The 26,231-nt window shown below is 72.6% G+C and carries 26 protein-coding genes; 14 read left to right on the top strand and 12 right to left on the bottom strand.

The window, feature by feature from the left end; all coding sequences use genetic code 11:
- Positions 1–33 precede the first annotated feature (33 nt).
- From AC5L3C_RS07510 to AC5L3C_RS07470, 9 genes are all read right to left on the bottom strand, one after another.
- Positions 34–1,137: an ABC transporter substrate-binding protein gene (locus AC5L3C_RS07510; RefSeq protein WP_493647832.1), complete on the bottom strand. Its 1,104-nt coding sequence runs from the start codon at positions 1,135–1,137 to the stop codon at positions 34–36.
- Between the two features lie 269 nt (positions 1,138–1,406).
- A complete protein-coding gene (locus AC5L3C_RS07505) occupies positions 1,407–2,741 on the bottom strand; it encodes a sulfate adenylyltransferase subunit 1 (protein ID WP_125503430.1) in 1,335 nt (444 codons plus the stop codon).
- Between the two features lie 2 nt (positions 2,742–2,743).
- Positions 2,744–3,679, bottom strand: a complete 936-nt coding sequence (cysD, locus tag AC5L3C_RS07500; RefSeq protein ID WP_125503429.1) for a sulfate adenylyltransferase subunit CysD — start codon at positions 3,677–3,679, stop codon at positions 2,744–2,746.
- Entirely contained in the window at positions 3,676–4,245 is a 570-nt protein-coding gene (cysC, locus tag AC5L3C_RS07495; RefSeq protein WP_125503428.1) for an adenylyl-sulfate kinase, read from the bottom strand. Before cysC ends, cysD begins: the two co-directional genes overlap by 4 nt.
- A 2-nt stretch (positions 4,246–4,247) precedes the next feature.
- Positions 4,248–4,958 carry a phosphoadenylyl-sulfate reductase gene (locus AC5L3C_RS07490; protein ID WP_493647829.1) on the bottom strand — a complete coding sequence of 237 codons (711 nt, stop codon included), beginning with the start codon at positions 4,956–4,958 and terminating at the stop codon, positions 4,248–4,250.
- A complete protein-coding gene (locus AC5L3C_RS07485; protein WP_493647827.1) occupies positions 4,955–5,134 on the bottom strand; it encodes a hypothetical protein in 180 nt (59 codons plus the stop codon). The genes AC5L3C_RS07490 and AC5L3C_RS07485 overlap by 4 nt, the downstream gene beginning before the upstream one ends.
- Positions 5,131–6,846 carry a nitrite/sulfite reductase gene (locus tag AC5L3C_RS07480; RefSeq protein WP_493647825.1) on the bottom strand — a complete coding sequence of 572 codons (1,716 nt, stop codon included), beginning with the start codon at positions 6,844–6,846 and terminating at the stop codon, positions 5,131–5,133. The genes AC5L3C_RS07485 and AC5L3C_RS07480 overlap by 4 nt, the downstream gene beginning before the upstream one ends.
- Before the next feature lie 129 nt (positions 6,847–6,975).
- Positions 6,976–7,059, bottom strand: coding sequence for a putative leader peptide (locus AC5L3C_RS07475; RefSeq protein WP_310887545.1), 84 nt, complete (start codon positions 7,057–7,059; stop codon positions 6,976–6,978).
- Between the two features lie 127 nt (positions 7,060–7,186).
- On the bottom strand, positions 7,187–7,759 hold the full coding sequence (locus AC5L3C_RS07470) for a GNAT family N-acetyltransferase (RefSeq protein ID WP_493647823.1): 573 nt from the start codon (positions 7,757–7,759) through the stop codon (positions 7,187–7,189).
- Positions 7,760–7,800: 41 nt separating this feature from the next.
- On the opposite strand from AC5L3C_RS07470, the gene AC5L3C_RS07465 reads away from it, so the two are divergent.
- The 13 genes from AC5L3C_RS07465 to AC5L3C_RS07405 all read left to right on the top strand — a co-directional run bounded on the left by AC5L3C_RS07465 (position 7,801) and on the right by AC5L3C_RS07405 (position 19,914).
- A complete protein-coding gene (locus AC5L3C_RS07465; protein ID WP_493647821.1) occupies positions 7,801–8,517 on the top strand; it encodes a LuxR C-terminal-related transcriptional regulator in 717 nt (238 codons plus the stop codon).
- Positions 8,501–8,692 (top strand): thiocillin family RiPP, encoded by a 192-nt coding sequence (locus tag AC5L3C_RS07460; protein ID WP_493647819.1) that lies wholly within the window; start codon positions 8,501–8,503, stop codon positions 8,690–8,692. Before AC5L3C_RS07465 ends, AC5L3C_RS07460 begins: the two co-directional genes overlap by 17 nt.
- A 39-nt stretch (positions 8,693–8,731) precedes the next feature.
- Positions 8,732–8,917 carry a thiocillin family RiPP gene (locus tag AC5L3C_RS07455; protein WP_493647817.1) on the top strand — a complete coding sequence of 62 codons (186 nt, stop codon included), beginning with the start codon at positions 8,732–8,734 and terminating at the stop codon, positions 8,915–8,917.
- Positions 8,918–8,963: 46 nt separating this feature from the next.
- The gene (locus tag AC5L3C_RS07450) at positions 8,964–9,161 is read left to right on the top strand and encodes a thiocillin family RiPP (RefSeq protein ID WP_493647815.1); all 198 of its coding nucleotides are present in this window, start codon (positions 8,964–8,966) and stop codon (positions 9,159–9,161) included.
- Positions 9,162–9,281: 120 nt separating this feature from the next.
- A complete protein-coding gene (locus tag AC5L3C_RS07445; RefSeq protein WP_493647813.1) occupies positions 9,282–10,403 on the top strand; it encodes a PqqD family peptide modification chaperone in 1,122 nt (373 codons plus the stop codon).
- Positions 10,403–12,886, top strand: coding sequence for a hypothetical protein (locus AC5L3C_RS07440; RefSeq protein WP_493647811.1), 2,484 nt, complete (start codon positions 10,403–10,405; stop codon positions 12,884–12,886). The genes AC5L3C_RS07445 and AC5L3C_RS07440 overlap by 1 nt, the downstream gene beginning before the upstream one ends.
- 11 nt (positions 12,887–12,897) lie before the next feature.
- Positions 12,898–13,791, top strand: coding sequence for a thiopeptide-type bacteriocin biosynthesis protein (locus tag AC5L3C_RS07435; RefSeq protein ID WP_493647809.1), 894 nt, complete (start codon positions 12,898–12,900; stop codon positions 13,789–13,791).
- Complete coding sequence (locus AC5L3C_RS07430) at positions 13,788–14,762, top strand: ABC transporter ATP-binding protein (protein ID WP_493647807.1); 975 nt, start codon at positions 13,788–13,790, stop codon at positions 14,760–14,762. The genes AC5L3C_RS07435 and AC5L3C_RS07430 overlap by 4 nt, the downstream gene beginning before the upstream one ends.
- Complete coding sequence (locus AC5L3C_RS07425) at positions 14,759–15,514, top strand: ABC transporter permease (protein ID WP_493647805.1); 756 nt, start codon at positions 14,759–14,761, stop codon at positions 15,512–15,514. Before AC5L3C_RS07430 ends, AC5L3C_RS07425 begins: the two co-directional genes overlap by 4 nt.
- 2 nt (positions 15,515–15,516) lie before the next feature.
- Positions 15,517–16,863, top strand: coding sequence for a YcaO-like family protein (locus tag AC5L3C_RS07420; protein WP_493647803.1), 1,347 nt, complete (start codon positions 15,517–15,519; stop codon positions 16,861–16,863).
- Positions 16,842–17,504, top strand: a complete 663-nt coding sequence (locus AC5L3C_RS07415; protein WP_493647801.1) for a TOMM precursor leader peptide-binding protein — start codon at positions 16,842–16,844, stop codon at positions 17,502–17,504. Before AC5L3C_RS07420 ends, AC5L3C_RS07415 begins: the two co-directional genes overlap by 22 nt.
- A gap of 59 nt (positions 17,505–17,563) precedes the next feature.
- Positions 17,564–19,207, top strand: a complete 1,644-nt coding sequence (locus tag AC5L3C_RS07410; RefSeq protein ID WP_493647799.1) for a hypothetical protein — start codon at positions 17,564–17,566, stop codon at positions 19,205–19,207.
- On the top strand, positions 19,204–19,914 hold the full coding sequence (locus AC5L3C_RS07405; protein ID WP_493647797.1) for a nitroreductase family protein: 711 nt from the start codon (positions 19,204–19,206) through the stop codon (positions 19,912–19,914). Before AC5L3C_RS07410 ends, AC5L3C_RS07405 begins: the two co-directional genes overlap by 4 nt.
- A gap of 200 nt (positions 19,915–20,114) precedes the next feature.
- On the opposite strand, the gene AC5L3C_RS07400 is transcribed toward AC5L3C_RS07405, so the two are convergent.
- From AC5L3C_RS07400 to AC5L3C_RS07390, 3 genes are all read right to left on the bottom strand, one after another.
- Positions 20,115–21,392, bottom strand: coding sequence for a hypothetical protein (locus tag AC5L3C_RS07400; RefSeq protein WP_493647794.1), 1,278 nt, complete (start codon positions 21,390–21,392; stop codon positions 20,115–20,117).
- Positions 21,393–21,587: 195 nt separating this feature from the next.
- Positions 21,588–22,814 carry a helix-turn-helix domain-containing protein gene (locus tag AC5L3C_RS07395; RefSeq protein WP_493647791.1) on the bottom strand — a complete coding sequence of 409 codons (1,227 nt, stop codon included), beginning with the start codon at positions 22,812–22,814 and terminating at the stop codon, positions 21,588–21,590.
- A 492-nt stretch (positions 22,815–23,306) separates the two neighbouring features.
- Positions 23,307–24,941: an acyl-CoA dehydrogenase family protein gene (locus tag AC5L3C_RS07390; protein WP_493647790.1), complete on the bottom strand. Its 1,635-nt coding sequence runs from the start codon at positions 24,939–24,941 to the stop codon at positions 23,307–23,309.
- A gap of 89 nt (positions 24,942–25,030) precedes the next feature.
- On the opposite strand from AC5L3C_RS07390, the gene AC5L3C_RS07385 reads away from it, so the two are divergent.
- Positions 25,031–26,176: a YihY/virulence factor BrkB family protein gene (locus AC5L3C_RS07385; protein WP_493647787.1), complete on the top strand. Its 1,146-nt coding sequence runs from the start codon at positions 25,031–25,033 to the stop codon at positions 26,174–26,176.
- Positions 26,177–26,231 lie beyond the last annotated feature (55 nt).

Raw genomic sequence — 26,231 nt, 5'->3', positions numbered from 1 at the left:
CGTCACCTCCTGGGAACTCTTCGTGATCCGGGCTTATGCGACGCCGAGTCCGGCGTCGTCGACGGCCGGCTCGCCGGCCTCCTCGAGGACCTTGTTGAGCAGCCTGAGGTCGTAGATGCCGGTCAGGTCCGGCTGCTCCAGCAGACCCGCCTCGACCGCGTGGTCCGCCTGCACGGCGAGCGTCGACGCCAGCGGATCGTCGGTGAACCGAATGGACTGCCACGCCGGGTCGAGCACCTCGGTGGGCAGCGCCTTCCCGGCGTCGGCCGCCAACTGCTCGTTGGCGGCGGTCCTGGCCTCGTCGCGGTGGGCGCCGATCCACGCGTTCGCCCCGACGGACGCCCGCAGCACCGCCTCGACCGCCTCGGGGTTCCGGTCGAGGAACTCCTTGCGCACCACGATGTTCGTGATCACGAACTTCTCGTCCGGCCACAGGGACGCCTCGTCCAGCAGCACCTCGCCGCCCTCGGCGACCAGCTTCGAGGCGGTCGGCTCCGGCACCCAGGCCCCGTCGACGGACCCGGAGCGGAACGCGTCCGGGGTGACCTTGTTGTCGCTGCGGACGACCGTGACGTCGCCCTTGCCGCTGAGCGGGTCGATCTTCCAGCCCTGCTCGGCCGCCCAGTTGAGGAACGCCACGTCCTGGGTGTTGCCGAGCTGCGGGGTCGCGATCCGCTTGCCCTCGACGTCGTCGAGCGACGTCACCTTGTCCGGGTCCACCACCAGCTTCACCCCGCCGGAGGCCGCGCCCCCCACGATCCGCAGGTTCTTGCCGTCCGCCTTGGTGAAGCCGTTGACGGCCGGTGACGGGCCGAGGAAGGCGATGTCGAGGGAACCGGAGTTGAGGGCCTCGATCGCCGACGGTCCCGCGTTGAAGACGGCGTACTTCGCCTCCGTGCCGCCGAGCTCGGTCTGGAAGAAGCCCTTCCTGTTGGCCACCAGCGCGGTCCCGTGGGTGAGGTTGCCGAAGTACCCGATCCGGACGGAGTCGAGACCACCGGTCTTCACCGCCCCGGCCGCCACCTTCACGGTGTCGTCGTCCTTGGCCTGGGAGCCGTAGCCGCACGCGGCCAGGGCGAGCAGCGGGAGCGCGGCCAGCACCGCGAGGGTGCGGCGCAGGACTGGTGTGGCAGGCACGGGAGACTGTCCTCTCGGAGACCCGGCGGTCACGTCCTCAGGACGTGGCCGGGGAGTCGGCAGGTTTTCGGCGGCGGGGGGTGAGGGCGCGCGAGCGGTGCGCGTACGTCAGCGCACACATCGTTCGACCCCGCCCTGCCCGGCGCCGAGCGCCCTTCCCCCGGACTTCGTCCGGGGGGACCCCCGGCCGGCCCGGCCGCCCGCCTTCGCGAACCCCGCGGGGAAGTCGGTGTGCGACGCGGCGCCGGCGTCCTCGCTGATACGCATGGTCAGAAGTCCCACCCGTCGTCCTCGGCGGCGTCCTTGACGGGCTCCGGCGCGGCGAAGGACTCACCGACCATCCCGGCGGTCAGCGTGGTGCCGTCGCTGGGGTCGATGAGGATGAACGAGCCCGTGCGCCGCGAGTCCGCGTAGGAGTCGGCGGGCAGCGGTTCGGCGGTACGGATCTTCACCCGGCCGATGTCGTTGGCGCCGAGCGTGCCCGGATGCGGGTGCAGGGACAGGTCGTCCAGCGTTAGCCGGGACGGGATGTCCTTCACGATCGCCTTGACCGTGCGCGTGCCGTGCTTGAGCAGTACCCGGTGGCCGACGGTCAGCGGCTGGTCGGCGACGTGGCACACGGTCGCCTCGATGTCCTGCGACGTGGCCGGCGCGTCCTTGCTGGGGACGATCAGGTCACCGCGGGAGATGTCGATGTCGTCGGCCAGCAGCAGCGTCACCGACTGCGGCGTCCAGGCGACGTCGACCGGCGTGCCCAGCAGGTCGATCCCCGTCACCGTCGTCGTACGGCCCGAGGGGAGCACGGTCACCTCGTCGCCGACCCGGAAGGTGCCCGCAGCGATCTGGCCGGCGTATCCGCGGTAGTCCGGGTGGTCGGCGCTCTGCGGCCGGATCACGTACTGCACGGGCAGCCGCGCGTGACAGTGCGCCAGGTCGTGGCTGACCGGCACGGTCTCCAGGTGCTCCAGCACGGTCGGGCCGCCGTACCAGTCCATGTGCGCGGACGGCTCCACCACGTTGTCGCCGACCAGTGCCGAGATCGGGATCGTGGTGATCTCGGGGACGCCCAGCTCGCTCGCGTACGCCGTGAACTCCTCGGCGATGGCCGCGAAGACGGCCTCCCGGTAGTCGACCAGGTCCATCTTGTTGACGGCGAGGACGACGTGGGGGACGCGCAGCAGCGCGGCGATGGCGGCGTGCCGCCGGGTCTGCTCGACGACACCGTTGCGGGCGTCGACGAGGATCACCGTCAGCTCGGCCGTGGACGCGCCGGTGACCATGTTCCGCGTGTACTGCACATGGCCGGGGGTGTCGGCGAGGATGAACCGGCGCCGGGGCGTGGCGAAGTAGCGGTAGGCGACGTCGATGGTGATGCCCTGCTCCCGCTCGGCCCGCAGACCGTCGGTGAGCAGCGCGAGGTCGGGAGCGTCCTGGCCCCGGCTCGCCGACGCGCGCTCCACGGCCTCCAGCTGGTCGGTGAGGACCGACTTGGAGTCGTGCAGCAGCCGGCCCACCAGGGTGGACTTGCCGTCGTCGACGGAGCCGGCGGTGGCGAACCGCAGCAGCGTGGTGGCCGCGAGCTCCTCGGTGGTGATGGTGCTCATCTCTAGAAGTACCCCTCGCGCTTGCGGTCTTCCATCGCGGCCTCGGAGAGCCGGTCGTCGGCGCGGGTGGCGCCGCGCTCGGTGAGCCGGGAGGCGGCGATCTCGGTGATCACCTTCTCGATGGTGTCGGCGTCGGAGTCCACCGCGCCGGTGCAGGACATGTCGCCCACGGTCCGGTAGCGCACCAGCCGCTTCTCGACCCGCTCGCCCTCCTTCGGGCCGCCCCACTCACCGGCGGTCAGCCACATGTTGGAGCGGCGGAACACCTCGCGCTCGTGCGCGTAGTAGATCTCCGGCAGTTCGATGCCCTCGCGGGCGATGTACTGCCACACGTCCAGCTCGGTCCAGTTGGACAGCGGGAAGACGCGGACGTGCTCACCGGGGGCGTGCCGGCCGTTGTACAGGTTCCACAGCTCGGGGCGCTGACGGCGCGGGTCCCACTGGGAGAACTCGTCGCGCAGCGAGAACACCCGCTCCTTGGCGCGGGCCTTCTCCTCGTCGCGGCGCCCGCCGCCGAACACGGCGTCGAACTTCTCGCTCTGGATCTTCTCGGTCAGCGGCAGCGTTTGGAGCGGGTTGCGGGTGCCGTCCGGGCGTTCCTTGAGCACCCCGCGGTCGATGTAGTCCTGCACCGAGGCGATGTGCAGCCGCAGCCCGTGCCGGGCGACGGTGCGGTCGCGGTAGGCGAGGACCTCGGGGAAGTTGTGCCCGGTGTCCACGTGCAGCAGGGAGAAGGGGACGGGCGCGGGGGTGAACGCCTTCAGCGCCAGGTGCAGCATGAGGATGGAGTCCTTGCCGCCGGAGAAGAGGATCACCGGCTTCTCGAACTCGCCCGCCACCTCGCGGAAGATGTGCACGGCCTCGGACTCGAGGGCGTCCAGGTGGGAGAGGGCGTACGGTCCGGCCGTGCCCTCCCTGACGGTGGCGACGGTCGTCATGCCAGTCCCCTTTCGCTGAGCAGGGCGTACACCGACGCCGCGGACTCCTGCACGGTCTGGTTCTGCGACTCGATCCGCAGATCGGGTGTTTCGGGTTCCTCGTACGGGTCGTCCACACCGGTGAGCCCGGTGAGTTCACCCGCGGCCTGCTTGGCGTACAGGCCCTTCACATCGCGTACGGAGCACACCTCGACCGGCGTCGCCACGTGCACCTCGACGTACGGCGTGCCGTTCGCCGCGTGCCGCTTGCGCACCGCGTCCCGGCTGTCGGCGTACGGCGCGATCACGGGCACCAGCGCGGTGACGCCGTTACGGGCGAGCAGTTCCGCGACGAAGCCGATGCGCTGCACGTTAGTGTGCCGGTCCTCGCGGCTGAAGCCCAACCCCGCCGAGAGGAACTCGCGGATCTCGTCGCCGTCCAGCACCTCGACCCGCCGCCCCTGCTCGCGCAGCCGGGCGGCCAGTTCGTGGGCGATGGTGGTCTTGCCGGCGCTCGGCAGACCCGTGAGCCAGACGGTGGCTCCGGTCGTCACGTGGTTCTCCTGGTTCGTCGAAGGCGAGGTCATGGTCAGCCGTGCAGCCCGCACTCGGTCTTGGAGCGGCCCGCCCAGCGGCCGGCGCGGGCGTCCTCGCCCTCCAGCACCCGGCGCGTGCAGGGTGCGCAGCCCACGGAGGCGTAGCCGTCCATGAGCAGCGGATTGGTGAGAACGCCGTGCTCGGCGACGTAGGCTGCCACATCTTCCTGTGACCATCTGGCGATGGGAGAAATCTTCACCTTCTGCCGCTTGTCGTCCCAGCCGACCACCGGGGTGTTCGCCCTGGTCGGGGACTCGTCGCGGCGCAGCCCCGTGGCCCAGGCCAGATAGGTGCGCAGGCCCTCCTCCAGCGGCCGCACCTTGCGCAGCGCGCAGCACAGGTCGGGGTCGCGGTCGTGCAGCCCCGGACCGTACTCCGCGTCCTGCTCGGCGACCGTCTGCCGCGGGGTCAGCGTGATGAGGTTGACGTCCATCACGGCCTCGACCGCGTCCCGGGTGCCGATGGTCTCCGGGAAGTGGTAGCCGGTGTCGAGGAACACCACGTCCACGCCGGGCAGCGCGCGGGAGGCGAGGTGGGCGACCACCGCGTCCTCCATCGAGGAGGTCACGCAGAAGCGGTTGCCGAAGGTCTCGGCGGCCCACTGGAGGATCTCCAGCGCGGAGGCGTCCTCCAGGTCGCGGCCCGCCTGCTCGGCCAGCGCCTTCCAGTCGGCCGCGGTGCGCTCTTCCTGCAGGGCCGTCATGACCGGTCCCCTCCCGTGTCGGATCGCTCGAGCCCCCGGGCGAGCAGGCCGAGGAACTTCAGCTGAAAGGCCCGGTTGCACCCGCCGCATTCCCACGTCCCGTGGCCGTCTTCGCCCGGACGCAGGTCCTCCTCGCCGCAGTAGGGGCAGTGGAACGGTGCGGCGCGCTCGCTCATGACAGCGCCTCTTCCGAGGCGCGGCCGACCCAGGCGGCGAACCGCTCGCCGTCCTCGCGCTCCGCCTGGAAGCGCCTGACGACCCGCTCGATGTAGTCGGGCAGTTCGTCCGAGGTCACCTTCAGACCGCGGACCTTGCGCCCGAAGGACGGCTCAAGACCGAGCGCGCCGCCCAGGTGCACCTGGTAGCCGCCGACCTGGTTGCCCTCGGCGTCGGTGACCAGCTGGCCCTTGAGACCGATGTCCGCGGTCTGGATGCGGGCGCAGGCGTTGGGGCAGCCGTTGATGTTGATGGTGAGCGGCTCGTCGAAGTCGGGGAGCCGGCGCTCGAGTTCGTCGATGAGGTCGCTGCCGCGCTCCTTGGTCTCGACGATGGCGAGCTTGCAGAACTCGATGCCCGTGCAGGCCATCGTGCCGCGGCGGAACGGGGAGGGGCTGACCCTCAGGTCCAGCGCCTCCAGTCCGTCGACCAGCGAGTCGACCCGGTCCGCCGCCACGTCGAGGATGATCATCTTCTGTTCGACGGTGGTGGAGACGCGGCCCGAGCCGTGGCTCTCGGCCAGTTCGGCGACCTTGGTGAGCAGTGAGCCGTCCATGCGGCCCACGCGCGGGGCGAAACCGACGTAGAAGCGGCCGTCCTTCTGGGGGTGCACGCCGATGTGGTCGCGCCAGGCCTGCGCGGGCATCTCGACGGCGGGTCCGTCGATCAGCTTGCGGCCCAGGTACTCGTCCTCCACGACCTGCCGGAACTTCTCCGGGCCCCAGTCGGCGACCAGGAACTTCAGCCGGGCGCGGTTGCGCAGCCGGCGGTAGCCGTAGTCGCGGAAGACGGAGGTGACGGCCTCCCAGACGTCCGGCACGTCCGCCTCGGGGACCCAGGCGCCCAGGCGTACGCCGAACTTGGGGTTGGTGGACAGACCGCCGCCGACCCACAGGTCGAAGCCGGGGCCGTGCTCGGGGTGGACCACGCCGACGAAGGAGATGTCGTTGATCTCGTGGGCGACGTCGAGGAGCGGGGAGCCGGAGACGGCCGTCTTGTACTTGCGCGGCAGGTTGGAGAAGCGCGGGTCGCCGATGTAGCGGCGGACGATCTCGTCCAGCGCCGCGCTCCCGTCGATGATCTCGTCCGCGGCGACCCCGGCGACCGGGGAGCCGAGCATGCCGCGCGGGCAGTCGCCGCACGCCTCGGTGGTGGACAGGCCGACCGCCTCCAGGCGCTCCCAGATGGCGGGCACGTCCTCGATGCGCACCCAGTGGAACTGGATGTTCTGCCGGTCGGTGATGTCGGCGGTGCCGCGGGCGTAGGTCTCGGAGACCTCGCCGATCACCCGCAGCTGCTCGGTGGTGAGCCGGCCGCCGGTGACGCGCACCCGCATCATGAAGTACGTGTCCTCGAGCTCCTCCGGCTCCAGGAAACCGGTGCGCCCGCCGTCGATCCCGGGGCGGCGCTGCGTGTACAGGCCCCACCAACGGAAGCGTCCGCGCAGGTCGTTGGGGTCGATGGAGTCGAAACCGCGCTTGGAGTAGATCGTCTCAATGCGTGTCCGCACATTGAGACCGTTGTCGTCCTTCTTGAGCTGCTCGGTGCCGTTGAGCGGGGTCAGGTGCCCCATCGCCCACTGTCCCTCTCCGCGGTGACGACTCACCTTGCGGCGGGGAGTCGCGGCGGCAGCTCGCTGCGCGACGGCAGGCTTCTGCGGGGTGGCGGCCATGGCGGACACGTCCTTCGGGACAGGCGGGAACAGTACTCTGACCTGCGCATACGTGCGCACGGGTACAAGTGCGCGTCATTGCGCGGGGAGTGAGATGAAGAGAGGAATGCCGGGCGGTGCTGGGTGCTCTCAGCGCGCCGGACAGATGGCGCTGGACATGCGGCCGAGGTCGACGTGCCGCCGACTCACCAAGGCGATTCCAGTTCCAGGCATGGCGGAAGCCTGGCACGGCCGCTTGGACGCAGTCCACCGTTATCCGGAATGTGGACATCCCTGTCTCGCAGTGGGAGACAGGGGTGTTCTGGGTCACACACGCCGTACGCGGTCTTGTCGATGCTGGTCAGACCGGGTAGGCCCCCGGCCACGGACCCGGCGTCGGCACCTGGGGCTCCTCCTCCACCTTGGTGTCGAAGAGGGTGAAACCGCGGCGCCGGTAGTTGTCCATGGCGTGCTCACCGTCCTTGCTGCACGTGTGCAGCCACACCCGCCGGGTCGGCTTCAGCCCGGCCCACCGGTCCGCCAGGTCCCAGGCACGGGCCGTGCCGCAGGACAGCAGATGTCCGCCGATACGCCGCCCGCGGAAGGCGGGGAGCAGCCCGAAGTAGACGATCTCGACGACCCCGTCCCGCTGCGCCTCCAGCTCGACGTACCCCGCCGGCGTCCCCCGGTCGTAGGCGACCCACGTCTCCACCCCGGGCCGGTCCAGATGCTCCAGCCACCGCGCGTACGACCAGCCCAGCCGGTCCGTCCAGCGGATGTCACCGCCGACCGACGCGTACAGGAACCGGCTGAACTCGGGGGAGGGCACCTCGGAGCGGACCACCCGGACGTCCCCCTCGGGCACGGCGGCAGGGCGGAGGTCGGAGGGCGCGGTCTGCTCCAGGGACCAGGTGGTCACGGAAAGGGTCGGCATGTCCGAAAGGGAACCATCCGGCGCGCGCTCCTGTCGAACACGTGATCCCTACGGCACCGGGGCGGCGCGGCATCGGTGACGTTCCCGCGAGATGCACCCCGTCCCGTTTGTCCGGCGCGTCCCGCGTCAGGCCGGACAGAGGCTGTGACCAGGCCGGACAGGTTGTCGCACGTCCGGGACAACCCGGGCCCGTTGTTCCATTGCGGAAGAGGTCGGCAAGCTGTGTGCCCTTCCTGGAGCCATCGTCCGCACCCGGGAAGCGAGTCCGTGACCCGCCGAGCCGACGCGGCGGCGGTGTCCCTGGCCGTCGGCGAAAAACACGGGGGAACAAGACATTGGATGAGCATGCGTCATGCCGGCACCTGAGCACTTCCGCGGCACTCAACCGGAGTTTCCGGCCCGCCCTCGCGACCCTGACGAACCGCGAGCGTGAGGTGCTCATGGAGTTGATCGCCTGCGTCGGCAACCGCGAGATCGCCAAGGCGCTGGGCATCACGGAGAGAACGGTGAAGTCCCATCTCACCAGAATCCTGGCGAAGCTCGGGCTCCAGGCCCGCGCCGAGGCCACCGTGGTCGCCCTGCGCTATCACGGCGTGCTGTGCTCCTGCGCCGCCGCGGCCCCGTCATACCAAGGTCCAATGGCCGACGACGGCGCCGTTGCCGGAGAGTTGGGCCGTCGCCCGTGTCAGGGAGGCGCGGGAGAGACCGTCCGCCACCACACCTGGAGGGAGGTTCACCTTCATGGACAACTTCAGTGACGACGAGCTCTTCGTCGAGGACTGGTCCGCCTTGGAGACCGGTCTGACCGCCGAGGTCATGCCGGACGTCCGTAACGCGGGCAACTCGACCGTGGCCACGGTCAGCACGGCGAGCACCGTCTCGTGCCCGGCCGGCTGTGTCTACTCATGGAGCACCGCTTCATCGGGCGGCTGATCCGTTCAAGGTCCTGGTCCCGCTACGAGGAGCGTTGAGATGAACGAAGAGTTGGATCTCTTCGCCGAGGAAGGCTCGCTCCAGGAACTGTGGAGCGAGGACATGCCGGACGCGCGTTCCGCCGGGTGCTGCTGGAACAGCGCGGCCACCTTCGGGAGCGCCGGCACGTTCGGCTCGACCGCGTCGACCGCGTCCAGCGCCAGCACGGCCTCCTGTTCCTGCTGACGCCGCGGCCGATGGTCACCGAATCCCCGGGGAGGAGGTGAGAAAAATGAACGCGAACGACGACGCGAACGCGCTCGGCGACGACTTCGGTCTCTTCCTCGAAGAGCTGACGGCCGAGCCCCTGGAGGCATCCAGGGCCGCGGCGACTGCGGCGTGCGTGTTCACCGGCGGTTCCGTCGCCACGGCGGGCAGCTGTGGCAGCAGCGTGTCGACCGCCAGTTCGTTCTCGTGCGGCACCGGCTGACGGGCACAACCCACATGTGCCCGCCAACCGGTTTCGAGGTGCGGCGCCCGGAGCTCCGGAGGGGTAGGACCACCGGCCCGGCGCCGCACCGCCCATCCCAATCTAGTCCTAGGAGACGCCGTGCCAAACCTCCAGCACTCCGTGCTCGGGAACCGGTTCCGGCTCCGTCCTGACGTGGAGCTCCTCGAGGGCGCGGACGGGGCGCCCATGCTGTTCGACGCCCGGTCAGGGCGGTACGTGCGGCTTGGCAGGCAGGCCGCGCGGGTCGTCCGCGACCTCGACGGCACACGCAGCGGCGCGGACATCGCGGAGACTCTGGCCGTGAGTTCCGGAGTCGGCCGGGACCGGATCGATGCCCAGCTGGCCCAACTGCTCTCGGAGCTGTCGGCGAGCGGAGTCTTCGAGGGGGAGGCTTCGCCGGCACCCCCGAGCTCTCGGAAGACACGTCTGGCCGGCGCCGTCTCCCGCACGCCGACCTGGCATCTGCCCCTGTTGCGAGAGGGGCTCACCCGGCTGGTGGACCCGGTCTCACGACTGCTGCGGGCCGCGCCCGCCACGCTTCGCGTGCCGGCCGCCGCGACCCTGGCGGGTGCCGCGCTCACCGTCGCCGTCACCGCCCTCAGCACGTCCTCGCTGCCGTTTACGCCCAAGCCGTGGCTGCTGGCCATGGTGGCGCTCCTGCTCCAGACGGTCCTGCACGAACTCGGGCACGCGGTCTCCTGCCGAGTACATGGCGTCCGGCCGCGCGAACTGGGCATCGCCCTGTGGTACGGCGTCATCCCGATCGCGTACGTGGACCGGACGGACGCCTACCGGGTCCGCTCCCGGGGAGGGAGAGCGGCCATCTCGATCGTCGGGCCCCTGCAGGACCTGTGCTGGACGGGCGTGTACGGAGCCGTCGCTCTCGGCTCCTCCGGGCTCGTGCACTCCGTGGCGGTCGCGGCCACCGTGCTCGGCCTGACCATGACCGTCGTCAACCTCAACCCACTGCTCCCCACGGACGGACAGCAGGCCCTCGAGGCGGCACTCGGCGAACTCAACCTGCGTGGCCGGGCCATGGCGTACCTGGCCCATCTGGTGCTGCGCAACGAACTCCCCACCTACCTCAAGCACCTGACCCGCCGCCGCAAGGCCGTCTACCTGATGTACGGCACCGCGTGCGCGGTATACGTGCTGCTCGTGGTCACCGGCATGACCTGGTGGCTCCTCACCCTCGGCACCCACCTCCTGGGAGGACTGTGATGCGCGGCGCGTCCCCCCGGGTGTGCGACATCCTGGTGGCCCGCACCGGCGGGCTCGCCCCCGCGGACGTCCATGCCCTCGCCCAGGAGAAGACCTGGAGCCTGTTGGAGCGGGCCGCGCGACTGACGGACGAGCGCTCCGCGCTGTCCGCCCGTGTCACCGACCTGCTCCACCCCGTCGTGCCGACGCTGGCGGACCGGGAGTTGCGGCGCGCCGCCGTGCGGCTGCGCCGGGACATCCACAACGCCCGCCGCACGCCCCGCACCGGCGCCGACCTGATGACCCTGCTGCCCGTGCTGGACGAGCCGGCCCGAGCGGCCTGCGAGCACTGGTCCCGGCTGACCGAGGAGCTGGAGGACTTGAAGCGGGAGGCCGCCGGGACGCTGACGGCCGAACTGGACGCCTCCTGGCACGAGATGACGCGCCTGCTCGACGGTGGGCCGATGCGGGCCGCGCTGGCCCTGGCCAGCCCCGGGTTCCTCAGCGCCCGGCCGGCCCGGTCGGCCGCGCCGCAGCATCGCGCCGCCAGGACCGTCACCTCCTACGTCACGCGGGCCGCGCTGAAGACCAGCCCCTTCAGCCACTTCACCACGATCGCGCCGCTGGTCCTCGGGGAGACCGCGGCGCTCCCGGAGCCCGGCCGCATCACCAGCGGGACGACGCCGCTGGCCGTCGAGCTGCTGCTGGCCATGGCCCGGGTGCCGGAACTGGCACGGCGGCTGACGCTGCGGGCCAATCCCTCGCTGCGCCGGCAGGCCGACGGCACGGTCGTCGCCCTCCTGCCCTTCCACTCCTGCGCCGACGGGTTCTTCTGCGGCGACGACGAGACGCAGATCCTCTCGGGACTGGCCACGCGGGTCCTGCCGCACCGGGACGCGGAACCGGCGGGCACCGGCGCGTGGGCCCGGCGCCTGGACGTGCCTGCCCCGGCCGTGACCCGGCTGGTGCGCACCGGCATCCTGCAACCGGTCACCCCGTGGGCGCCGGACTCGGCCGCCCCGCTCACGGAGCTGGCCGCGAGCCTCACCGACGCGGAGACGGGAACCGGCCCCGCGGACGCCGACGAGGTGTCACGGGCCCGCGCCTTCCGCGCCGCGGTGCGGGACGCGGCGGACCAGGAGCGCGCCGCGGCGCACATGGACCCCACCGTCCGGATCACGGCCGTGTCCCGCCTGCGGGACGCCGGCACGCGCGCACTGCGGGCCGCCAACGCCGTGGAACCCGACTGGCTGGCCTCCGCGCCCCTGGTGCACGAGACGGTAGGGGACGGCGGGACGGACGCGGTGGCCGGCGCCGCAGTGCGGGAGGATCTGGAGCGGCTGCGCGACCTGCTCGCCGGGAACGTCGTCAGGTCACGGTTCTACGATCAGTTGGTTGCCGCCTTCGTGGCCGAGTACGGCCCGGGTGGCTACGAGCCCGACCTGCTCACGTTCCTGCTGAAGGTGGTCCGGCATCCAGCCCTGTTCGGCGTCCTCTCCGAGGCGGTGCGCGACGACCGAGTCCGGACGGACACCGTGGCCCCGGACGGCTTCGGCACCCTGGCACCGGCGACGGCGACCGCGCTGTTCCAGGTCGCGGCCGCGACCCCGGAGGACGTGCGGGCGGGCCGCCACCTGACGGTGGTCAACCGGATCAGCACCGGGCCGGGGGCCCTGCTGACCCGGTGGCTGGCCGTCCCCGGGGTGCACGAGGCCGCGGGCGAGGGGCTCGCCGCATGGCTGCGCCGCCTCACACCCGGTGCCGAGCCGCTGCAGACCGCGGCCTGGCACGACTGGGCCCCCGTGCAGTACCTCGACACCCGGCTCGCGGCTCACCTGGAGTGGCCCACCACGCTGCCGGCCCGGGGCGGCAGGGGCGTCCTGTTGGGGCACCTCGCGCTGCGCCACGACCCGGCGAGCGGCACCCTCCAGGCGTTGCGACGGGCGGACGGCCGCACGGTGTCCTTCCCGTACCTCGGGTCCGTACCCCGGCACCTGGTCGGCGGCGCGCACCGGGTCCTGATGGCGCTGACCGACCCATGGGTCGTCCGGGTGCGTGCGAACGGGGAACACCACACCGGAGACCCGCAGCCGGCACCGGCCCGCGGTGTCGTGGTGACGGAACGCCTCACCCACGGCAGGCTGGTGCTGCGGCGGCGCACCTGGCGACTGCCGAGCAGCATGCTGCCGGTCCACGAGCGGGGCGAGCCGCACCTCGCCCATCTGGACAGACTCAGGGAGTGGGCCGCGCGACACGGCCTGCCGCGCCGCTTCTACCTGCGTCAGGCGGCGCACTTGGGACTGAGTCCCGCCAAACCGGCCTGGGTGGACCTGGCGAACCTGTACACCGTGCACGCCGCGCTCCGCTCCCTCGCCCCGGAGGCGACGGAGGCGGAACTTGTGGAGGCCGTGCCCGACATCGACGGATACCCGTCCCCCGGCGGCGGCGGCGGAGGCCGGGCCGTGGAACTGACCGCCGCGCTGGCCCTGGGGGAGGCGGGATGACCGTGCGAGACGTGGCATCACCCGTGCCCGCCGCGGCGGGGGACTGGCTGTACTACCGCATCCACGAGACGACGACTGCGCGCCTGGACGCCCTGCTCCGGCACGTGGTGCGCCCCGCCGTGGACGTGCTGCACGCGAGGGAGCCCGGCAGTCCATGGTTCTTCCTGCGCTACCTGGACGGCTCCGGGCTGCACCTGCGGCTGCGCCTGTACGCGCCGGAACCCGTCCTGACGGCCGTCGAGGCGTGGCTGGACCAGCGGCTGGCAGACCTGTTCTCCGGGCGCCTGGACGTGCCGGAACTCCGCCCTGGGCAGCCCGGTGCCGCCGAGCGCGGCCGCCGGGGCGTGACCCAGCACGTCTATGAACCCGAGCTGGGCAAGTGGGGCGGCCCCGAGGGCGTCGCCGTGGCCGAGAAGGTGTTCCGGGCGTCCAGCGAATTCGCGTTGTCCGCGTTCACTCGGCAGAGCCCCGGCTGGAGCCGGCTGGCCTGCGCCGCGGCGGTGACCGCGCGAGCCGTCCGGCTGCTGCCCGAGCCGGTCAGGGCCGGGTTCCTGCACCACTACGCCTGGTACTGGTGCGGACGGGAACCACTGCGCGCCTCCGCGACCGCGGCGCTGGTCAGGGCCGCGGCCACACGGTCGGGCGCACGGCTCGCGGCCGCGGCCGCGGCCGTGGACACCGCGCCCGCCGACGCCTACCTGGGCGCGCTGGCCCACGCGTTGTCCGCGGCCGGCAGGCTCCCCGGGAGCCGCCTGCCGCCCCATCTGCTGTTCCACCACATCCACCTGACGAACAACCGGCTGGGCGTGACCACGCGTGAAGAGGCCGTGATCGCGGAGGTCATCCGCGCCCGTCCCGCACTGCTCGCCGTCCCGCGGCGGAGAACTGGAGAGCGACATCAATGACAGCCAAGACACGCGCGACGCCCGACCCGGGCGTGCGCGGCCGCGGCGGGACGCTGGCGGCCGCGCGCGGCCTGCGCAAGGCGTACGGCGCCACCCTCGCTCTTGACGGCATCGACCTGGACGTCCACGACCACGAGGTCCTCGGGGTCCTTGGCCCCAACGGCGCCGGGAAAACCACCCTGTTGGAGTCGCTGGTCGGCCTGCGCCGCGCCGACTCCGGCACCATCCGGGTACTCGGCCACGACCCGGCGGCGGCACGCACCTCACTGCTGCGCGAGGTGAGCGTCCAGCCTCAGGTCGGCGCCCTCATGGAGACCCTGACCGTGGCCGAGACCCTGCGCCTGTTCGCCGCCCTGCGCCCCGGAGGTTTCCCGGTGGCCGAGGTCCTGGAGATGGTGAGCCTCACCGACCGAGCGGACGCCAGGGTCAAGGGGCTGTCCTCCGGGCAGCAGCAACGGGTGCGGCTGGCCATCGCGATGGCGGGCAGGTCCCGCCTGACCATCCTCGATGAGCCCACCGGCGCACTCGACCCGCACGCCAAGGAACTCGTCTGGGATGCCGTGCGCGGCCTCGCCCTCGACGGCGGTGTGCTGCTCTCCACCCACTCGATGGAGGAGGCCGAGGCGGTCTGCGACCGGCTCCTGATCATCGACGCCGGACGCGTGGTCGCCGAGGGCCCGCCGCAGGAACTCGTCCGGGAGCATGCCGGCGGCGGCGCGGTGATCCTGCGTACCCGGGACAGCCTCGACGAGGCGACGCTGTCCGCCCTGCCCGCGGTACGCACGGTGTCGTTGCAGCGCAGGGGCTCGGTGACCACCGCCCACCTCGTCACCGAGGCGTCCGACCGCACCCTCGCCGCGGCCAGGACACGGATCGGGGGCCTGGAGCATGCCGAGGCGCGCGGGCCGTCCCTGCGGGACGCCTTCGTCGCCCTCACCGGACGCGACCTGCGCGAAGGAGAAGGCACGTGAACGCGACCGCCTACCGCGAGCTGATCCTGGCCAGCCGGCGCGAGATCACCCGGACGCCGATGACCCTCTTCCTGTCGGTGCTGTTCCCGCTGTGCTTCACCGGCATGTTCGCCTTCCTGCCCGACGTACGGGTCGCGGAGGGCACGACCGTCAGTGGCCTTGCCTTCGGACTGCCCGCCGTCCTGGTCCTCGCCACCCTGTCGCTCGGCGTCATCGGCACCGCCGCCCCCATGACCGTCTACCGGCAGCGGGGTGTGCTGCGGGTCTTCGGCTGCGCCCCGGTCGGCCGGACCGCCTTCGTCGCGGCCCAGGTGCCGGTGCGGCTCGGTGTCGTCCTCGCGGAGTTCGCCCTGATCTTCCTCATCGGAGCGGCGGCGGGGGAACTACGCGCCGATGGGCTGCCCGCCGCGCTCCTGACCCTGCTGCTGACCGCGGCCTGCATGCTCAGCCTGGGTTTCCTGGTCGGCGGGCTGCTGCGCTCCCCGGAACTGCTGGGCGCGATCGGCGGGTTCCTCATGCCAGTGGTGCTGTTCGCGAGCGGCGTCATGCTGCCCATGGACATGATGCCGTCGGCCGTCCGGTTCGCCGCGCAGTTCCTCCCGTTCACCTACATGGGCGACCTGCTGCGCCATCAGCTCCTCGGGGTGCCCGCCGAGTACCCCGTCTGGCTCGGCTACGCCGTGATCGCCGGGACCACCGCTGTCCTTGCCTGGCTCACCGCCCGCACGTTCCGCTGGGACGAGGAGATTTAGCGATGACCACACCCGCCATAACCCGCGTTGCAGGCGCCCGGCCCGATGCCGCCGAGCGCCTGCGGAACCTGGTCGGTCCGGTCGGCGGCCTGGTCAGCACCACCATCAGGCTGCCCAACCCGCCGGGCGACCCGTCGTTCCCGGTGTGCGTGGCGCCGCTGGGCGACATCTCGCAGGCACTGCCGCACACCGCGGCCTCGGTCGCCGCCGCGGGCGACACCGCCATGGACGGCGCCGGCAACGCTCTGACCGCCGAGGACGCCTCATGGCTGAGCGTCGCCGAAGCGCTGGAACGCTACTCCTCGTGCGCCTGGCACCCGGACCAGTTCATCTGGGCCACCGCCCGTGAGCTGGGCGAGGACGCGATCGACATCGAGCGGATCCCGCGCGTGTCGGCGACGGAGGCAGCAGACCCGCGCTGCCTGATCACACCGCCCGATCCGGACGCACCGCTGCGCTGGGTGCGGGGCCTGTCCCTGATGACGGGGCGGCGGGTGTGGATCCCGGCCAGCCTGGTTTATCTGCACCTGCCCTTCGAGTCGTACGGCGATCGCCTCGCCGCGCCCATTTCCACCGGCTGCGCCGCGCACACCGACGTGCACGCCGCCCTGGCCTCGGGGGTGGCCGAGGTCATCGAGCGGGACGCCATCGCGCTCACCTGGCTGCAACGGCTGGCCCTGCCCCGCATCGAGCTGGACCAGATCCCCGAGGACCTGCGGCCATACCTCGAGCGGGCGCGCTCCCGCAACGTGCGCACCCACCTGTTCGACGCGACGACCGACATCGGCGTGCCCACCGTCTACTCCGTCGAGGTCACCCCGCACCACGGCACCGTGCGCACCGTCGTCATGTGCGCCACCGACCCCGACCCGGTGCGGGCCATCGGGAAGGTGCTGCGCGAGGCGGCATCGGGCCGGATCGCGCTGCGGCACCGGACCCCGGACGGCCGGGGCCCCGACGACTTCGCCACCGTGCACGACGGCGCCCTGTACATGGGCGCGCCCGAACGGGCCCACGCCTTCCGTTTCCTGCTCGACAGCCCGCACCGCGTCGCCGTGTCCTCCTACGACCGGCCACGCTTCGCCACCCCACGGGACCGGCTGAGCTGGCTGCTCGGGCGGCTGGCGGCCCGGGGCATGGAGGCGTACGCCTGCGACATCACCTGTGACGAGGCGGAGCGGACCGGCATGTGGGTGATCAAAGCGATCGTCCCCGACCTGATGCCGCTGTCGTTCATACGTCGTGCCCAGTACCGGGGGCACCCCCGCCTGTACCAGGCGCCGGCTGCCATGGGGCACCCGGCCGCAACCGAGGAGGAGCTGAACCCATGGCCCCAGCCGTTCGCCTGACCGTCGCCCACATCGGAGGATTCGGCGCCGACGTGACCGGGCTGCTGCCCGAGGACACCGTCTTCGTCCCGGCCGACACGACCGACGTGGCCCTGGCACACATCCCCCCGCGCACCGCGCTCGCGCTCGTTTCCCCCGTCCCCGTACCGCGCGTCGAGCACGCGCTGTCGAAGGCCGCCCACCTGTGGCGGACCCGCTTCCTGCCCGTTGTCATCGAACAGGGCAGGCTGCGCATCGGCCCGGTCTCGGCGCCCGGGGTCACCGGGTGCTCCGAGTGCCACCGGGCCCGCGTCCGGCAGCACATGGGCTCCACCGCGGCGCAGGACGCCGTCGAGCGGGCGCTGACCGACGATCCGAGCACCCTCCTGGAAGGACACCTGCCCATGACAACGGCGCTCGCGGCCTCCGCCGTGCGCTCCTTTGCCAGTTCGCAGCCGCCCGCTGAGGGAAGCGCAGGCGAAGTACGGCTGTACTCCCCGCTGAGCCAGGGCCTGTTCCGCTCCACCGTGGTCGCCGTGCACGGCTGCCGGACCTGCGCGCCCAGGCAGGACTGGGCCGAACGGTCCACCGGCCGACTCGCCCCCCTGGTGCGGGACCTCGTTCCGCCGCCCGCTGGCGCCACCCAGGGAGGCGCACGGTGAACACCCCGGTCAAAACCCCGCCTGCCGGTCCACGCGCCCCACGCTGGGTGCCGGCCGCGATGATGCTCAACGCCGTGGACACCGATCCGCAGTTCCGGCTCCCGCGCCGCCCGGCGTTCATCCCCGGCGCGCTCGTCGTCCCCATGGCGGACGGCCTGGTCATCGAGGGCGGGCCCGAGCGGCAGGTGTTCCGCGGCGCGGCCGCCACCCGGATGCTGCCCCGTCTGATCCCGCTGCTTGACGGCACCCGGACGGTCGAGGAGGCGGCCACCGCCGCCGGCCACTCCGGACCCGGCCCGGTCCGAGCGGCCGTAGCCCTGCTCTACACCGCGGGGCTGCTGCACGACGGGCCCGACGAGGCGCCATCGGTCCCTGATGACGTTCCCGCTCCGGTCGCCGCCTACGTGGCGCGCGCCCTCGACACCACCCGCGCCCGCAGAAGCCCCGGGGAGGTGTTCGCGGCCCTCGCCCAGCACCCCCTGGCCGTGGTGGACACCGGCGCGCCCGCCCGCGCCGTCGCCGACCTGCTGCGCGCGAGCGGCGACCACCCGGTGCTCGTCCGCTCCGGGCACCAACCTCAGGCGGGGGAGACCGTCCTGGTGGTGTGTGAGGAGCACGAGGACACGGCCGCCCTGAGCGCCCTGGACCGGCGCTGCGCCGACGCCGGAGCCGTCTGGTTGCGCGTACTCAAGTCGGGCACCGCGCTCCAGCTCGGGCCGCGCTTCGACCCGGGGAATACCGCCTGCTACGCATGCTTCCTGGCGGGTGACGGCCACGCCCTGGAGCCGCGCACCGCGGACCGATCGCGCGACGAGGACGGCTGGACCGCCCTGGTGGCCACCGAGATGTTCAACCAGCGGACCCGCGTCGGCACCTCGGCCGCGCTGAACGGCTGGGTCACGGTGGACCTGGACCGTTGGCGGACCAGGACACTCCTGCTCTCCCGCCGCCCGGGCTGCTCGCGCTGCCTGCCGAAGACGGCCGCGGCCACGCCGCCGCTGCCCTATGTCTACGAACAGGCCGTCGCCTTCCCGCCGCGCCACCTGATGGATCCCAAGAATCACCAGAACCACTACAAGCTCGGCAACATCGTCATCCAGCGGGAGCATCTCACCTACGACAGCGCCGAGCCGGTCGCCCTGCCCCGGCACGATCCGGACCGCCTGCCCGCGCGGTCGCCCGGGTGCGACGTGGCCGGCCTGTCCGCCGTGCTGCTCGCCGCGTACGGCCTCAAGCCGGAGCCCCATGACGAGCAGGTGCGCCGCTACCCCGCCACCGGCGGCAACCTCGGCTCCCCGCAGGGCTTCGTCCTGGTCCGGGATGTGGCGGGCCTCGAGGCGGGCGTCTACTACTACGAGCCGTTCGCCCACCGGCTGTCAGCCCTCGCCACGGCCGGGGACGGCCTGGACGTGACGGCCGCGGCTCGGGCGGCCGGCCTGGAGCTGAGCGGCGCCGAAGCCGCCGTGGTGACCGTCTCCGCGCTGGCCCGGGTCGCCAAGAAGTACGCCTCCCTGGCCCTGCGCATCTGCCTGCTCGACGCGGGCGTCGCCCGCTCGTACGCGCTCGCCGTGGCCGGCGGACTGGGCCTGACCGGCCGCGTCGAGGAGGAGTGGGACGGCACGGAACTGATGGCCCTGCTGGGCCTGGGCGACGAAGGACTTGTCACATCGGTACTGACCCTCTCGGGAGGTGACCGGGGATGACCACCTCGCCGCCCGCGGCCCCCTACGCACGCACGGACATCCTCGACCTGATGCTCGGGGAGCTACGCCGTCCCGGCCCACGGAATCGGACGGCCTCACGGTCCGCCCCGGTGTCCTCCGCCTCCGCAGGTGTGCCTCTGCCGCCGCCCGGTCCGCCGGCCATGCCGGTGGGTACGGCCCTGCGCCACCGCCGAGCCGTCCGCTTCTACGCCGACACTCCTCTGGACCAGGGGAACCTGCACGCCGTCCTGAAGGCCACGGGCGCGGTTGCGGAGGGACCGCTCGGTGTCGTCGTCGCCGCCCGCCGCGTCAAGGACCTCGTCCCGGCGATGTACCGGTACCACGCGGACGGGGGGCGGCTCGAACCGCTGCACCCGCTCACCGGCAGCCCCGCGGAGCTCGAGAACTGCGTGCTCCAGCGCGAGTTCGCCGCCGCCCCGGCCATCGTCGTGGTTACCGGCCGCCTCGCGGAGGCGACCTCCGGCGACGGTGCCCTGGGATACGCGCGCCTGATGACCGCGGGCGGCGAGGCAACGGCGAACGCCTGGACGGCGGCCCTCCGCCGCGGTCTGGTCGGCAGCGTCTTCGCCGGATTGCTCCAGCCGTCGCTGCGCGAACTGGCCGGCATCGACGGGTACACCGAGATCGGAGTGCTCGGGCTCGCCTTGGGCCACCCTCTGGGCAGCGACCGGACGGAGGCGCCGTGAACAGCGGCCCGGGCTGCCCCTCCCGCGGTCTGCCGCGGTGGTGCACCCGCGGCCTGTGAGCGGTGCGAGAGCCGGTGCCGTCCGAGGCACCGGACGACCGCCGCGCGATGGTGCCCCGGTCGCGTTGCGCGGCCGGGCACCATGGCGGTTGGGGCGCCCACGCGGCCGGGGCGCCCAGGAGAGACATTTCCTAGACGCCGCTAGCGGTCCAGGGACCGGTCCACCGACGCCAGCGGCAGGGCGAACAGCATCCGGCCGGACTGCGACCACACGTCACCGGTCTCCTGCCAGTACGACAGGGACGTCGCCTCGCCGCTCCAGCACCGGTGCGTCTCGTCCGCGCCGCAGCGCGTGGGCAGCGCCCCCTCCGTGTCCTGCCGCCACAGCGTGCCGCGTTCCTCCGGTGACGACCCGGTCATCCGGCCCAGGTACCAGCCCGACCGGTACGCCAGCACACTGCGCACACGGGTCAGCTCGGTCTCGTACACCGCGACCGGATCCGTCTCCAGCAGTCCGGCACGCTCCGGCTCGGTGCTGAACGCGTACCGCCACAGCCGGGTCGGCCCGTCCTCCTCGGCGGGCCTCGCCTCGTGCGCGACCAGGCTGTCCGGTGCCGTGCTGCGGTCCAGGGAGATGCCGCCCGGCTGCGGGGCGTCCGCGCCGCTCGTCCGGTAGGAGGCGACCGCCGGCAGCACGTACCGCGCCCCGGCCGCCGACCAGCCGCCGGGGACCCTGCCCACCGACGTGCCCTCCACGGTGGCCCGCTGCACCCGGTCCAGGTCGTACACGTACAGCGCGCCGCCCTCGCCCCGGCCCGTGGTCACCAGCAGCTTGTCCTGGTACCAGACCATGCCGGACACGGCGGAGCCCAGGCCCCGGTAGTCACGGCCGCCGTCCACCGGAACGGCCAGCAGCGCCCAGGTGTAGTGCGGTTCGGCGGTTTCGTCGGCGTTCACGAAGGCGACCCGCGCGAGCCCCTGCTCCGCCGCCGAGCCCGTGGCCCGGCTCCACCCGGAGAGGATCACGCGGTGCCTGCCCCAGCGGCCGTCCTCGTCCGCGTCCCCGGAGGTGGTGACCGCCCCGGCCCGCCAGCCCGCGGTGTCGCCGCCCGGCCAGCAGTACGCGCGTGTCGCGGCCGGCTCGACGGGCAGCGCCCGCCGCTCGTCCTCCGGACAGTCCTCCGCGTCCCGCAGCGCGCCGTCGGGGTCGGACAGCACGGCGCCCACACCGACGGGCCGGCCCATCGCGCCGGCCAGCCGGTCCAGCGCGCCGTCCGGGACGTCCTCCTCGGTCAGCCGCAGGGGAGCGGTCTGCGCGGACGCGGTCAGCGGCCTGAGCGCCCCGGGGTCGTCGGCGTCGGTGGCCTGCGAAGCGCTGATCAGGGTGGCGGCCGCGGTCAGCCCGAGGGCGGTTCCGGCCAGCGCGGCCCGCAGGGCCCTGCCCCGTCTGCGCCGGCGGTGTCTGCCGCGATGCTTCATAACGTCCTCCCGGGACGAGCCAACTGCGTCCGGTGATCCGCGGGTTGACCGTGGAGCAGATGGGGTGGCCCGTAACGGGATGCTACGACAGCCGGCCGCCGGAAATGACAAAGACCCTGCAATTATGCGGACCAACCGCCATCGGGCACGTACCCACGCACATCTGTACGCCGCCCGGCGCCCTTGACGGCCCGCTCAACCCGAGCCGCGCTGCAGCAGGACCTCCACCTCCGCCGACTCCGTGAAGCGGTAGGGACGGTGCTCCAGAAGGTCGCCGAGATAGCGCCGGACACGGGACATCTCCGCCCGGACCGTCACCGTACGGCCCGGGTCGCCGAAGACCTCCCGGGCGAGACCGGCGGCGCTGCGCCCCGCGCGGTGCACCGCCAGCAGATGCAGCAACTCGGCGTGCCGGGGGCTCAGTTCACGGCTCCAGGAGCCCGCACCGCCGGACACCTCCACCGAGGGACGGCGCGGCACACGGAAGTCCAGCACGATCCGCGTCGCCGCCCGCGCCGCCGGCTCGTCCGCCGCCCGCACCAGCCAGCCCCCGGCCAGCGGTTCCAGCGAGCACCGCCCCAGCGCCGGCAGCCACCGCAGGCCCGCCGACACCGACTTGGGCAGCGCCAGCCGCTGGATGTAGGGCATGCCCGTCACCGCCGCCGTCCACCCGTGCCGGTCCACCACCAGCGCGCGCCCGCCGGTCCGCGCCAGTACGGGAGCGGCCACCGCGCGCAGCCGCTCCAGCGACCGCACGTGCCGCTCCCGCAGCCGCGCCTCGGCGAGTTTCGCCACCGAGTCGACCCACGCCAGCGTGGCCGGGTGCATCGTCTCCAGCGGCCCGCTCACGTCCACCACACCGATCAGCCGCCCGTCCCGGGGATCGGTGATCGGCGCCCCCGCGCACGTCCAGGTGGCGTGCAGCCGTACGAAGTGCTCGGAGGCGAACACCTGCACGGGGCAGCCGGTCACCGCGGGCGTGCCCACCCCGTTGGTGCCGACGGCGTCCTCGCGCCAGTCCGCCCCGACCTCGAAGCCGAGGCCGTCCGCCTTGCGCAGGACCGGCGCGCTGCCCTCCCGCCACAGCACCCGGCCGTCCTCGTCGGCCACCACCATGATGTGGTGCGTGACGTCCGCGACCGACAGCAGTCCCTCGCGCAGCACCGGCAGCACGTGCCGCAGCGTCGAGGTCTCCCGCCGTCGCCGCACCTCGTCGGCGGAGAGCAGCTCGTTGCGGAAGCCGTGGTCCGGGTCCACGCCGCTGCGCAGCATCCGCTCCCACGACTGTCCGATCACCGGACGGGGGGCCACCGGCGCGGGCCGTCCGGACAGCGCGGCGGTACGGACCTCGTCGAGCACCCGCGCCGCCCGCGCCGTGTCGACGACGGCCAGATGCGTCACGTCCATCGGCGAGAGCACCACCGGACCTCCCGAAGAAAGCTGTCGGACCCATACTGCCGTCTGCCTACGGTGTCCACGCTCAGTACCGGGACGGGAACAGGAAGTTGCAACCCCCTGCAACTCTGGTGGGCAGGCTTCCCACTGGTTGAAGCTTGAGTGACGCCGTCCCGAGCGGCGTCCAGGGCTCTTCACGGGGCCTGTGGGGCGGGGGTGGTGCCGTGTCGGCGCAGCACCACCCCTGTGCCTCCGGCGGTGGGGGCGGGTTCGCTGCGGGGGCTGGGTTCTTGATGCGCGTTGGCGGCTTTCGGTCGGGTGGGTGGCTGGTCGCGCAGTTCCCCGCGCCCCTGGGTGGGTGTCCTCGGCCGGGGTTTTGAGGTCTGGGCGTCGGGTTTGGTGCGGGGTGGCGGCTTTCGGTCGGGTGGGTGGCTGGTCGCGCAGTTTCCCGCGCCCCTGGGTGGGTGTCCTCGGCCGGGGGTTTCCCGCGCACCTGGGTGGGGTGGGCTTCCGATGTTCTCAGGCTGTGGGGCGGGCTCGGTTGACGAGGGATTTCAGGTCGAGGGTGTGGGGGAGGGTGCCGAAGGCGGTGCCGGCGTCCGGGGACAGGCGGGAGGCGCAGAAGGCGTCCGCGACCTGGGACGGGGCGTACCGGACCAGCAGGGAGCCCTGGAGGACCAGCGCCAGCCGCTCCACCAGCCGCCGCGCGCGGGTCTCGACGCCTTCCAGGTCCGCCAGTTCCGTCAGCAGGTTCTTGATCGCGCCGTCCAGCCGGTGGTCCGCCCCGCGCGCCTGCCCGACCTCGCGCAGATAGGCGTCCAGCGCCGTCGGTTCCCGGCGCAGCGCCCGCAGCACGTCCAGCGCCTGGACGTTGCCCGCGCCCTCCCAGATGGAGTTCAGCGGCGACTCGCGCACCAGCCGCGGCATGCCCGACTCCTCGACGTACCCGTTCCCGCCCAGGCACTCCGCCGCCTCCACCGCGACCGGCGCGCACCGCTTGGTCACCCAGTACTTCGCCGCCGGGACCGCGATCCGCAGCAGCGCCCGCTCCTGCGCGCCGCCGTCGTCGTACGCCGCCGCCAGCCGCATCGCCAGCGCGGTCGCCGCCTCCGACTCCAGCGCGAGGTCGGCCAGCACATTGCGCATCAGCGGCTGGTCGGCGAGCTTCCCGCCGAACGCCTCCCGGTAGGTGCAGTGGTGCACCGCCTGTGCCACGGCCTGCCGCATCAGACCCGCCGAGCCCAGCACACAGTCGAGCCGGGTCGCCGCCACCATCCCGATGATGGTCCGCACCCCGCGCCCCTCCTCACCGACCCGGCGCGCCCACGTCCCGTCGAACTCGACCTCGGCGGAGGCGTTGGACCGGTTGCCGAGCTTGTCCTTGAGCCGCTGGATGAGGAACACGTTGCGCGTGCCGTCCTCCAGCACGCGCGGCACCAGGAAGCACGTCAGCCCGTCCGGCGCCTGCGCCAGCACCAGGAAGGCGTCCGACATGGGCGCCGAGCAGAACCACTTGTGCCCGGTCAGCTCGTAGGCGCCGTCCTGAGCCAGCGGCCGCGCGGCCGTCGTGTTCGCCCGTACGTCGCTGCCGCCCTGCTTCTCCGTCATGCCCATCCCGAACAGCGCACCGGGCTTCTGCCCCGGGGGCCGCAGCTCACGGTCGTAGACCGTCGACGTCAGCCGGGGTTCCCACTCGGCCGCCAGTTCCGGATCCGTGCGCAGCGCGGGCACCGCCGCGTGGGTCATCGACAGCGGGCAGCCGTTGCCGGCCTCCGCCTGCGTCCACAGGTGGAACGCCGCCGCCCGCCGCACATGGCCCCCCGGCCGCCCCCACGCGGCCGTCAGCCCCGCCGCCACGCCCTTGCCGAGCAGCCGGTGCCAGGCGGGATGGAAGTCGACCTCGTCGATCCGGTGCCCGTAGCGGTCGTGGGTGCGCAGCCGCGGCGGATGCTCGTTGGCCTGCACCCCCCACTCCTGCACCTGCGCGGACCCGGTCGAGCGCCCGAGCGCCGAGAGCTCGGCGAGCCCCTCGTCCAGCACGTCCGCCGCGAGATGCCGCTCCACCGCCTCCACGAGGGCCCGGTCGGCGCCGAAGACGTCGTACTGCACCAGCGGCGGAGCCTGGTTGGTCACGGTGTGCGTGGTGCCTGCCATGTCCCGAACGTACCCCGCCCTCCGTTTCGCTCACCCCGCGCTCCCGCCTCCGGGTGAGTGCGACCAGGCACGACGGATACCTTTAGGGCGTGCAGCCAGCAAGTGATTCCCCGAACGAGCCCTCCGGACGCCTCCACCGGGCCCGGGCCCTGTACCGGAATGTCTCCAAACGCAGGACCGCCTGGCTGCTGCTGAAGGACACCGTCAATTCCTGCATGGAGTACCGCATCCTCGGTCTGGCGGCCGAGGCGGCGTTCTTCACACTGGTGTCCGTCCCGCCGCTGCTGCTCAGCATGATCGGCCTGCTCGGCTACGTCGACGCCTGGACCGGCGCCGAGACCATCCAGAGCCTTCAGCGCAACCTCCTGGACGCCTCCCGCACGGTGCTCTCCGACCGCGGTGTCACACAGATCGCGGAGCCGATCCTGCGGGACGTGACGAAGGGCGGCAGGCCGGATGTGATCTCCCTCGGCTTCCTGATCGCCGTCTGGTCGGGCTCCCGCGCGGTGAACGTCTTCATCGACACCATCACCGTCATGTACGGCCTCGACGGCGTCCGGGGCATCGTCAAGACCCGGCTGCTGGCCTTCGCCCTGTTCCTCGTCGCCCTGCTGATCGGCTCGATCGCCCTGCCGCTGATGGTGGCGGGGCCGGACGCGGTCGTACGGATCGTGCCCTGGTCGACGACGCTCGTGCAGATCCTGTACTGGCCGGTCGTGATCGTGCTGTCCGTCGCCTTCCTCACGACGCTGTACCACGTCTCCGTGCCCGTGCGCTCTCCGTGGATCGAGGACGTGCCCGGTGCGCTGGTCGCGCTGGCCATGTGGGTGCTCGGCAGTTTCCTGCTGCGGATCTACCTCACCAACACCGTCGAGGGACCCACCATCTACGGCTCCCTCGCGGCGCCCGTCGCCGTGCTGCTGTGGATCGGTGTGTCCGCGTTCGCCGTGCTGGTCGGCGCGGCCGTCAACGCGGCGATCGACCGGGTGTGGCCCGCGGCGGCGACGGCGGCGGCGCGGGAGGCGAACGAGCGGTTGCGGCAGGCGCAGGTTGCCGAGTACGTGGCGCGTACGGCCGCGCTGACCGGGGAGGCCGACCCCGACATGCCGTCGGAGTTCCCGGAACGCTGGTCCCGCTTCCTCCCGCCGGAGGACGTCACGGCCCGCCTCCGCACCCACGGAAAGCCTCCCCACCACCCGAAGAACGGCGACAGCCCGCCGCCGGGCGACAAGTGACCTTTTCCTCGCCCCCGCCGCCCCTTCCCGTCCCCGGGGGCGCTGCCCCCCGGAC

It is taken from the genome of Streptomyces speibonae (assembly GCF_984686075.1).
Note: the sequence above shows the minus strand (reverse complement) of the source record. Positions and strands in the feature narration are given on the sequence as shown.

What these genes read in the sequence shown, in the direction of transcription:
- AC5L3C_RS07485 (WP_493647827.1), bottom strand. Translation starts at nt 5,134, where the DNA reads ATGAGCGAGCGCGCCGCACCGTTCCACTGCCCCTACTGCGGCGAGGAG.
- AC5L3C_RS07505 (WP_125503430.1), bottom strand. Translation starts at nt 2,741, where the DNA reads ATGAGCACCATCACCACCGAGGAGCTCGCGGCCACCACGCTGCTGCGG.
- AC5L3C_RS07415 (WP_493647801.1), top strand. Translation starts at nt 16,842, where the DNA reads ATGGCCCCAGCCGTTCGCCTGACCGTCGCCCACATCGGAGGATTCGGC.
- cysC (WP_125503428.1), bottom strand. Translation starts at nt 4,245, where the DNA reads ATGACCTCGCCTTCGACGAACCAGGAGAACCACGTGACGACCGGAGCC.
- AC5L3C_RS07450 (WP_493647815.1), top strand. Translation starts at nt 8,964, where the DNA reads ATGAACGCGAACGACGACGCGAACGCGCTCGGCGACGACTTCGGTCTC.
- AC5L3C_RS07410 (WP_493647799.1), top strand. Translation starts at nt 17,564, where the DNA reads ATGATGCTCAACGCCGTGGACACCGATCCGCAGTTCCGGCTCCCGCGC.
- AC5L3C_RS07455 (WP_493647817.1), top strand. Translation starts at nt 8,732, where the DNA reads ATGAACGAAGAGTTGGATCTCTTCGCCGAGGAAGGCTCGCTCCAGGAA.
- AC5L3C_RS07430 (WP_493647807.1), top strand. Translation starts at nt 13,788, where the DNA reads ATGACAGCCAAGACACGCGCGACGCCCGACCCGGGCGTGCGCGGCCGC.
- AC5L3C_RS07440 (WP_493647811.1), top strand. Translation starts at nt 10,403, where the DNA reads ATGCGCGGCGCGTCCCCCCGGGTGTGCGACATCCTGGTGGCCCGCACC.
- AC5L3C_RS07405 (WP_493647797.1), top strand. Translation starts at nt 19,204, where the DNA reads ATGACCACCTCGCCGCCCGCGGCCCCCTACGCACGCACGGACATCCTC.
- AC5L3C_RS07420 (WP_493647803.1), top strand. Translation starts at nt 15,517, where the DNA reads ATGACCACACCCGCCATAACCCGCGTTGCAGGCGCCCGGCCCGATGCC.
- AC5L3C_RS07400 (WP_493647794.1), bottom strand. Translation starts at nt 21,392, where the DNA reads ATGAAGCATCGCGGCAGACACCGCCGGCGCAGACGGGGCAGGGCCCTG.
- AC5L3C_RS07475 (WP_310887545.1), bottom strand. Translation starts at nt 7,059, where the DNA reads ATGCCTGGAACTGGAATCGCCTTGGTGAGTCGGCGGCACGTCGACCTC.
- AC5L3C_RS07480 (WP_493647825.1), bottom strand. Translation starts at nt 6,846, where the DNA reads ATGGCCGCCACCCCGCAGAAGCCTGCCGTCGCGCAGCGAGCTGCCGCC.
- AC5L3C_RS07490 (WP_493647829.1), bottom strand. Translation starts at nt 4,958, where the DNA reads ATGACGGCCCTGCAGGAAGAGCGCACCGCGGCCGACTGGAAGGCGCTG.
- AC5L3C_RS07390 (WP_493647790.1), bottom strand. Translation starts at nt 24,941, where the DNA reads ATGGCAGGCACCACGCACACCGTGACCAACCAGGCTCCGCCGCTGGTG.
- cysD (WP_125503429.1), bottom strand. Translation starts at nt 3,679, where the DNA reads ATGACGACCGTCGCCACCGTCAGGGAGGGCACGGCCGGACCGTACGCC.
- AC5L3C_RS07470 (WP_493647823.1), bottom strand. Translation starts at nt 7,759, where the DNA reads ATGCCGACCCTTTCCGTGACCACCTGGTCCCTGGAGCAGACCGCGCCC.
- AC5L3C_RS07460 (WP_493647819.1), top strand. Translation starts at nt 8,501, where the DNA reads ATGGACAACTTCAGTGACGACGAGCTCTTCGTCGAGGACTGGTCCGCC.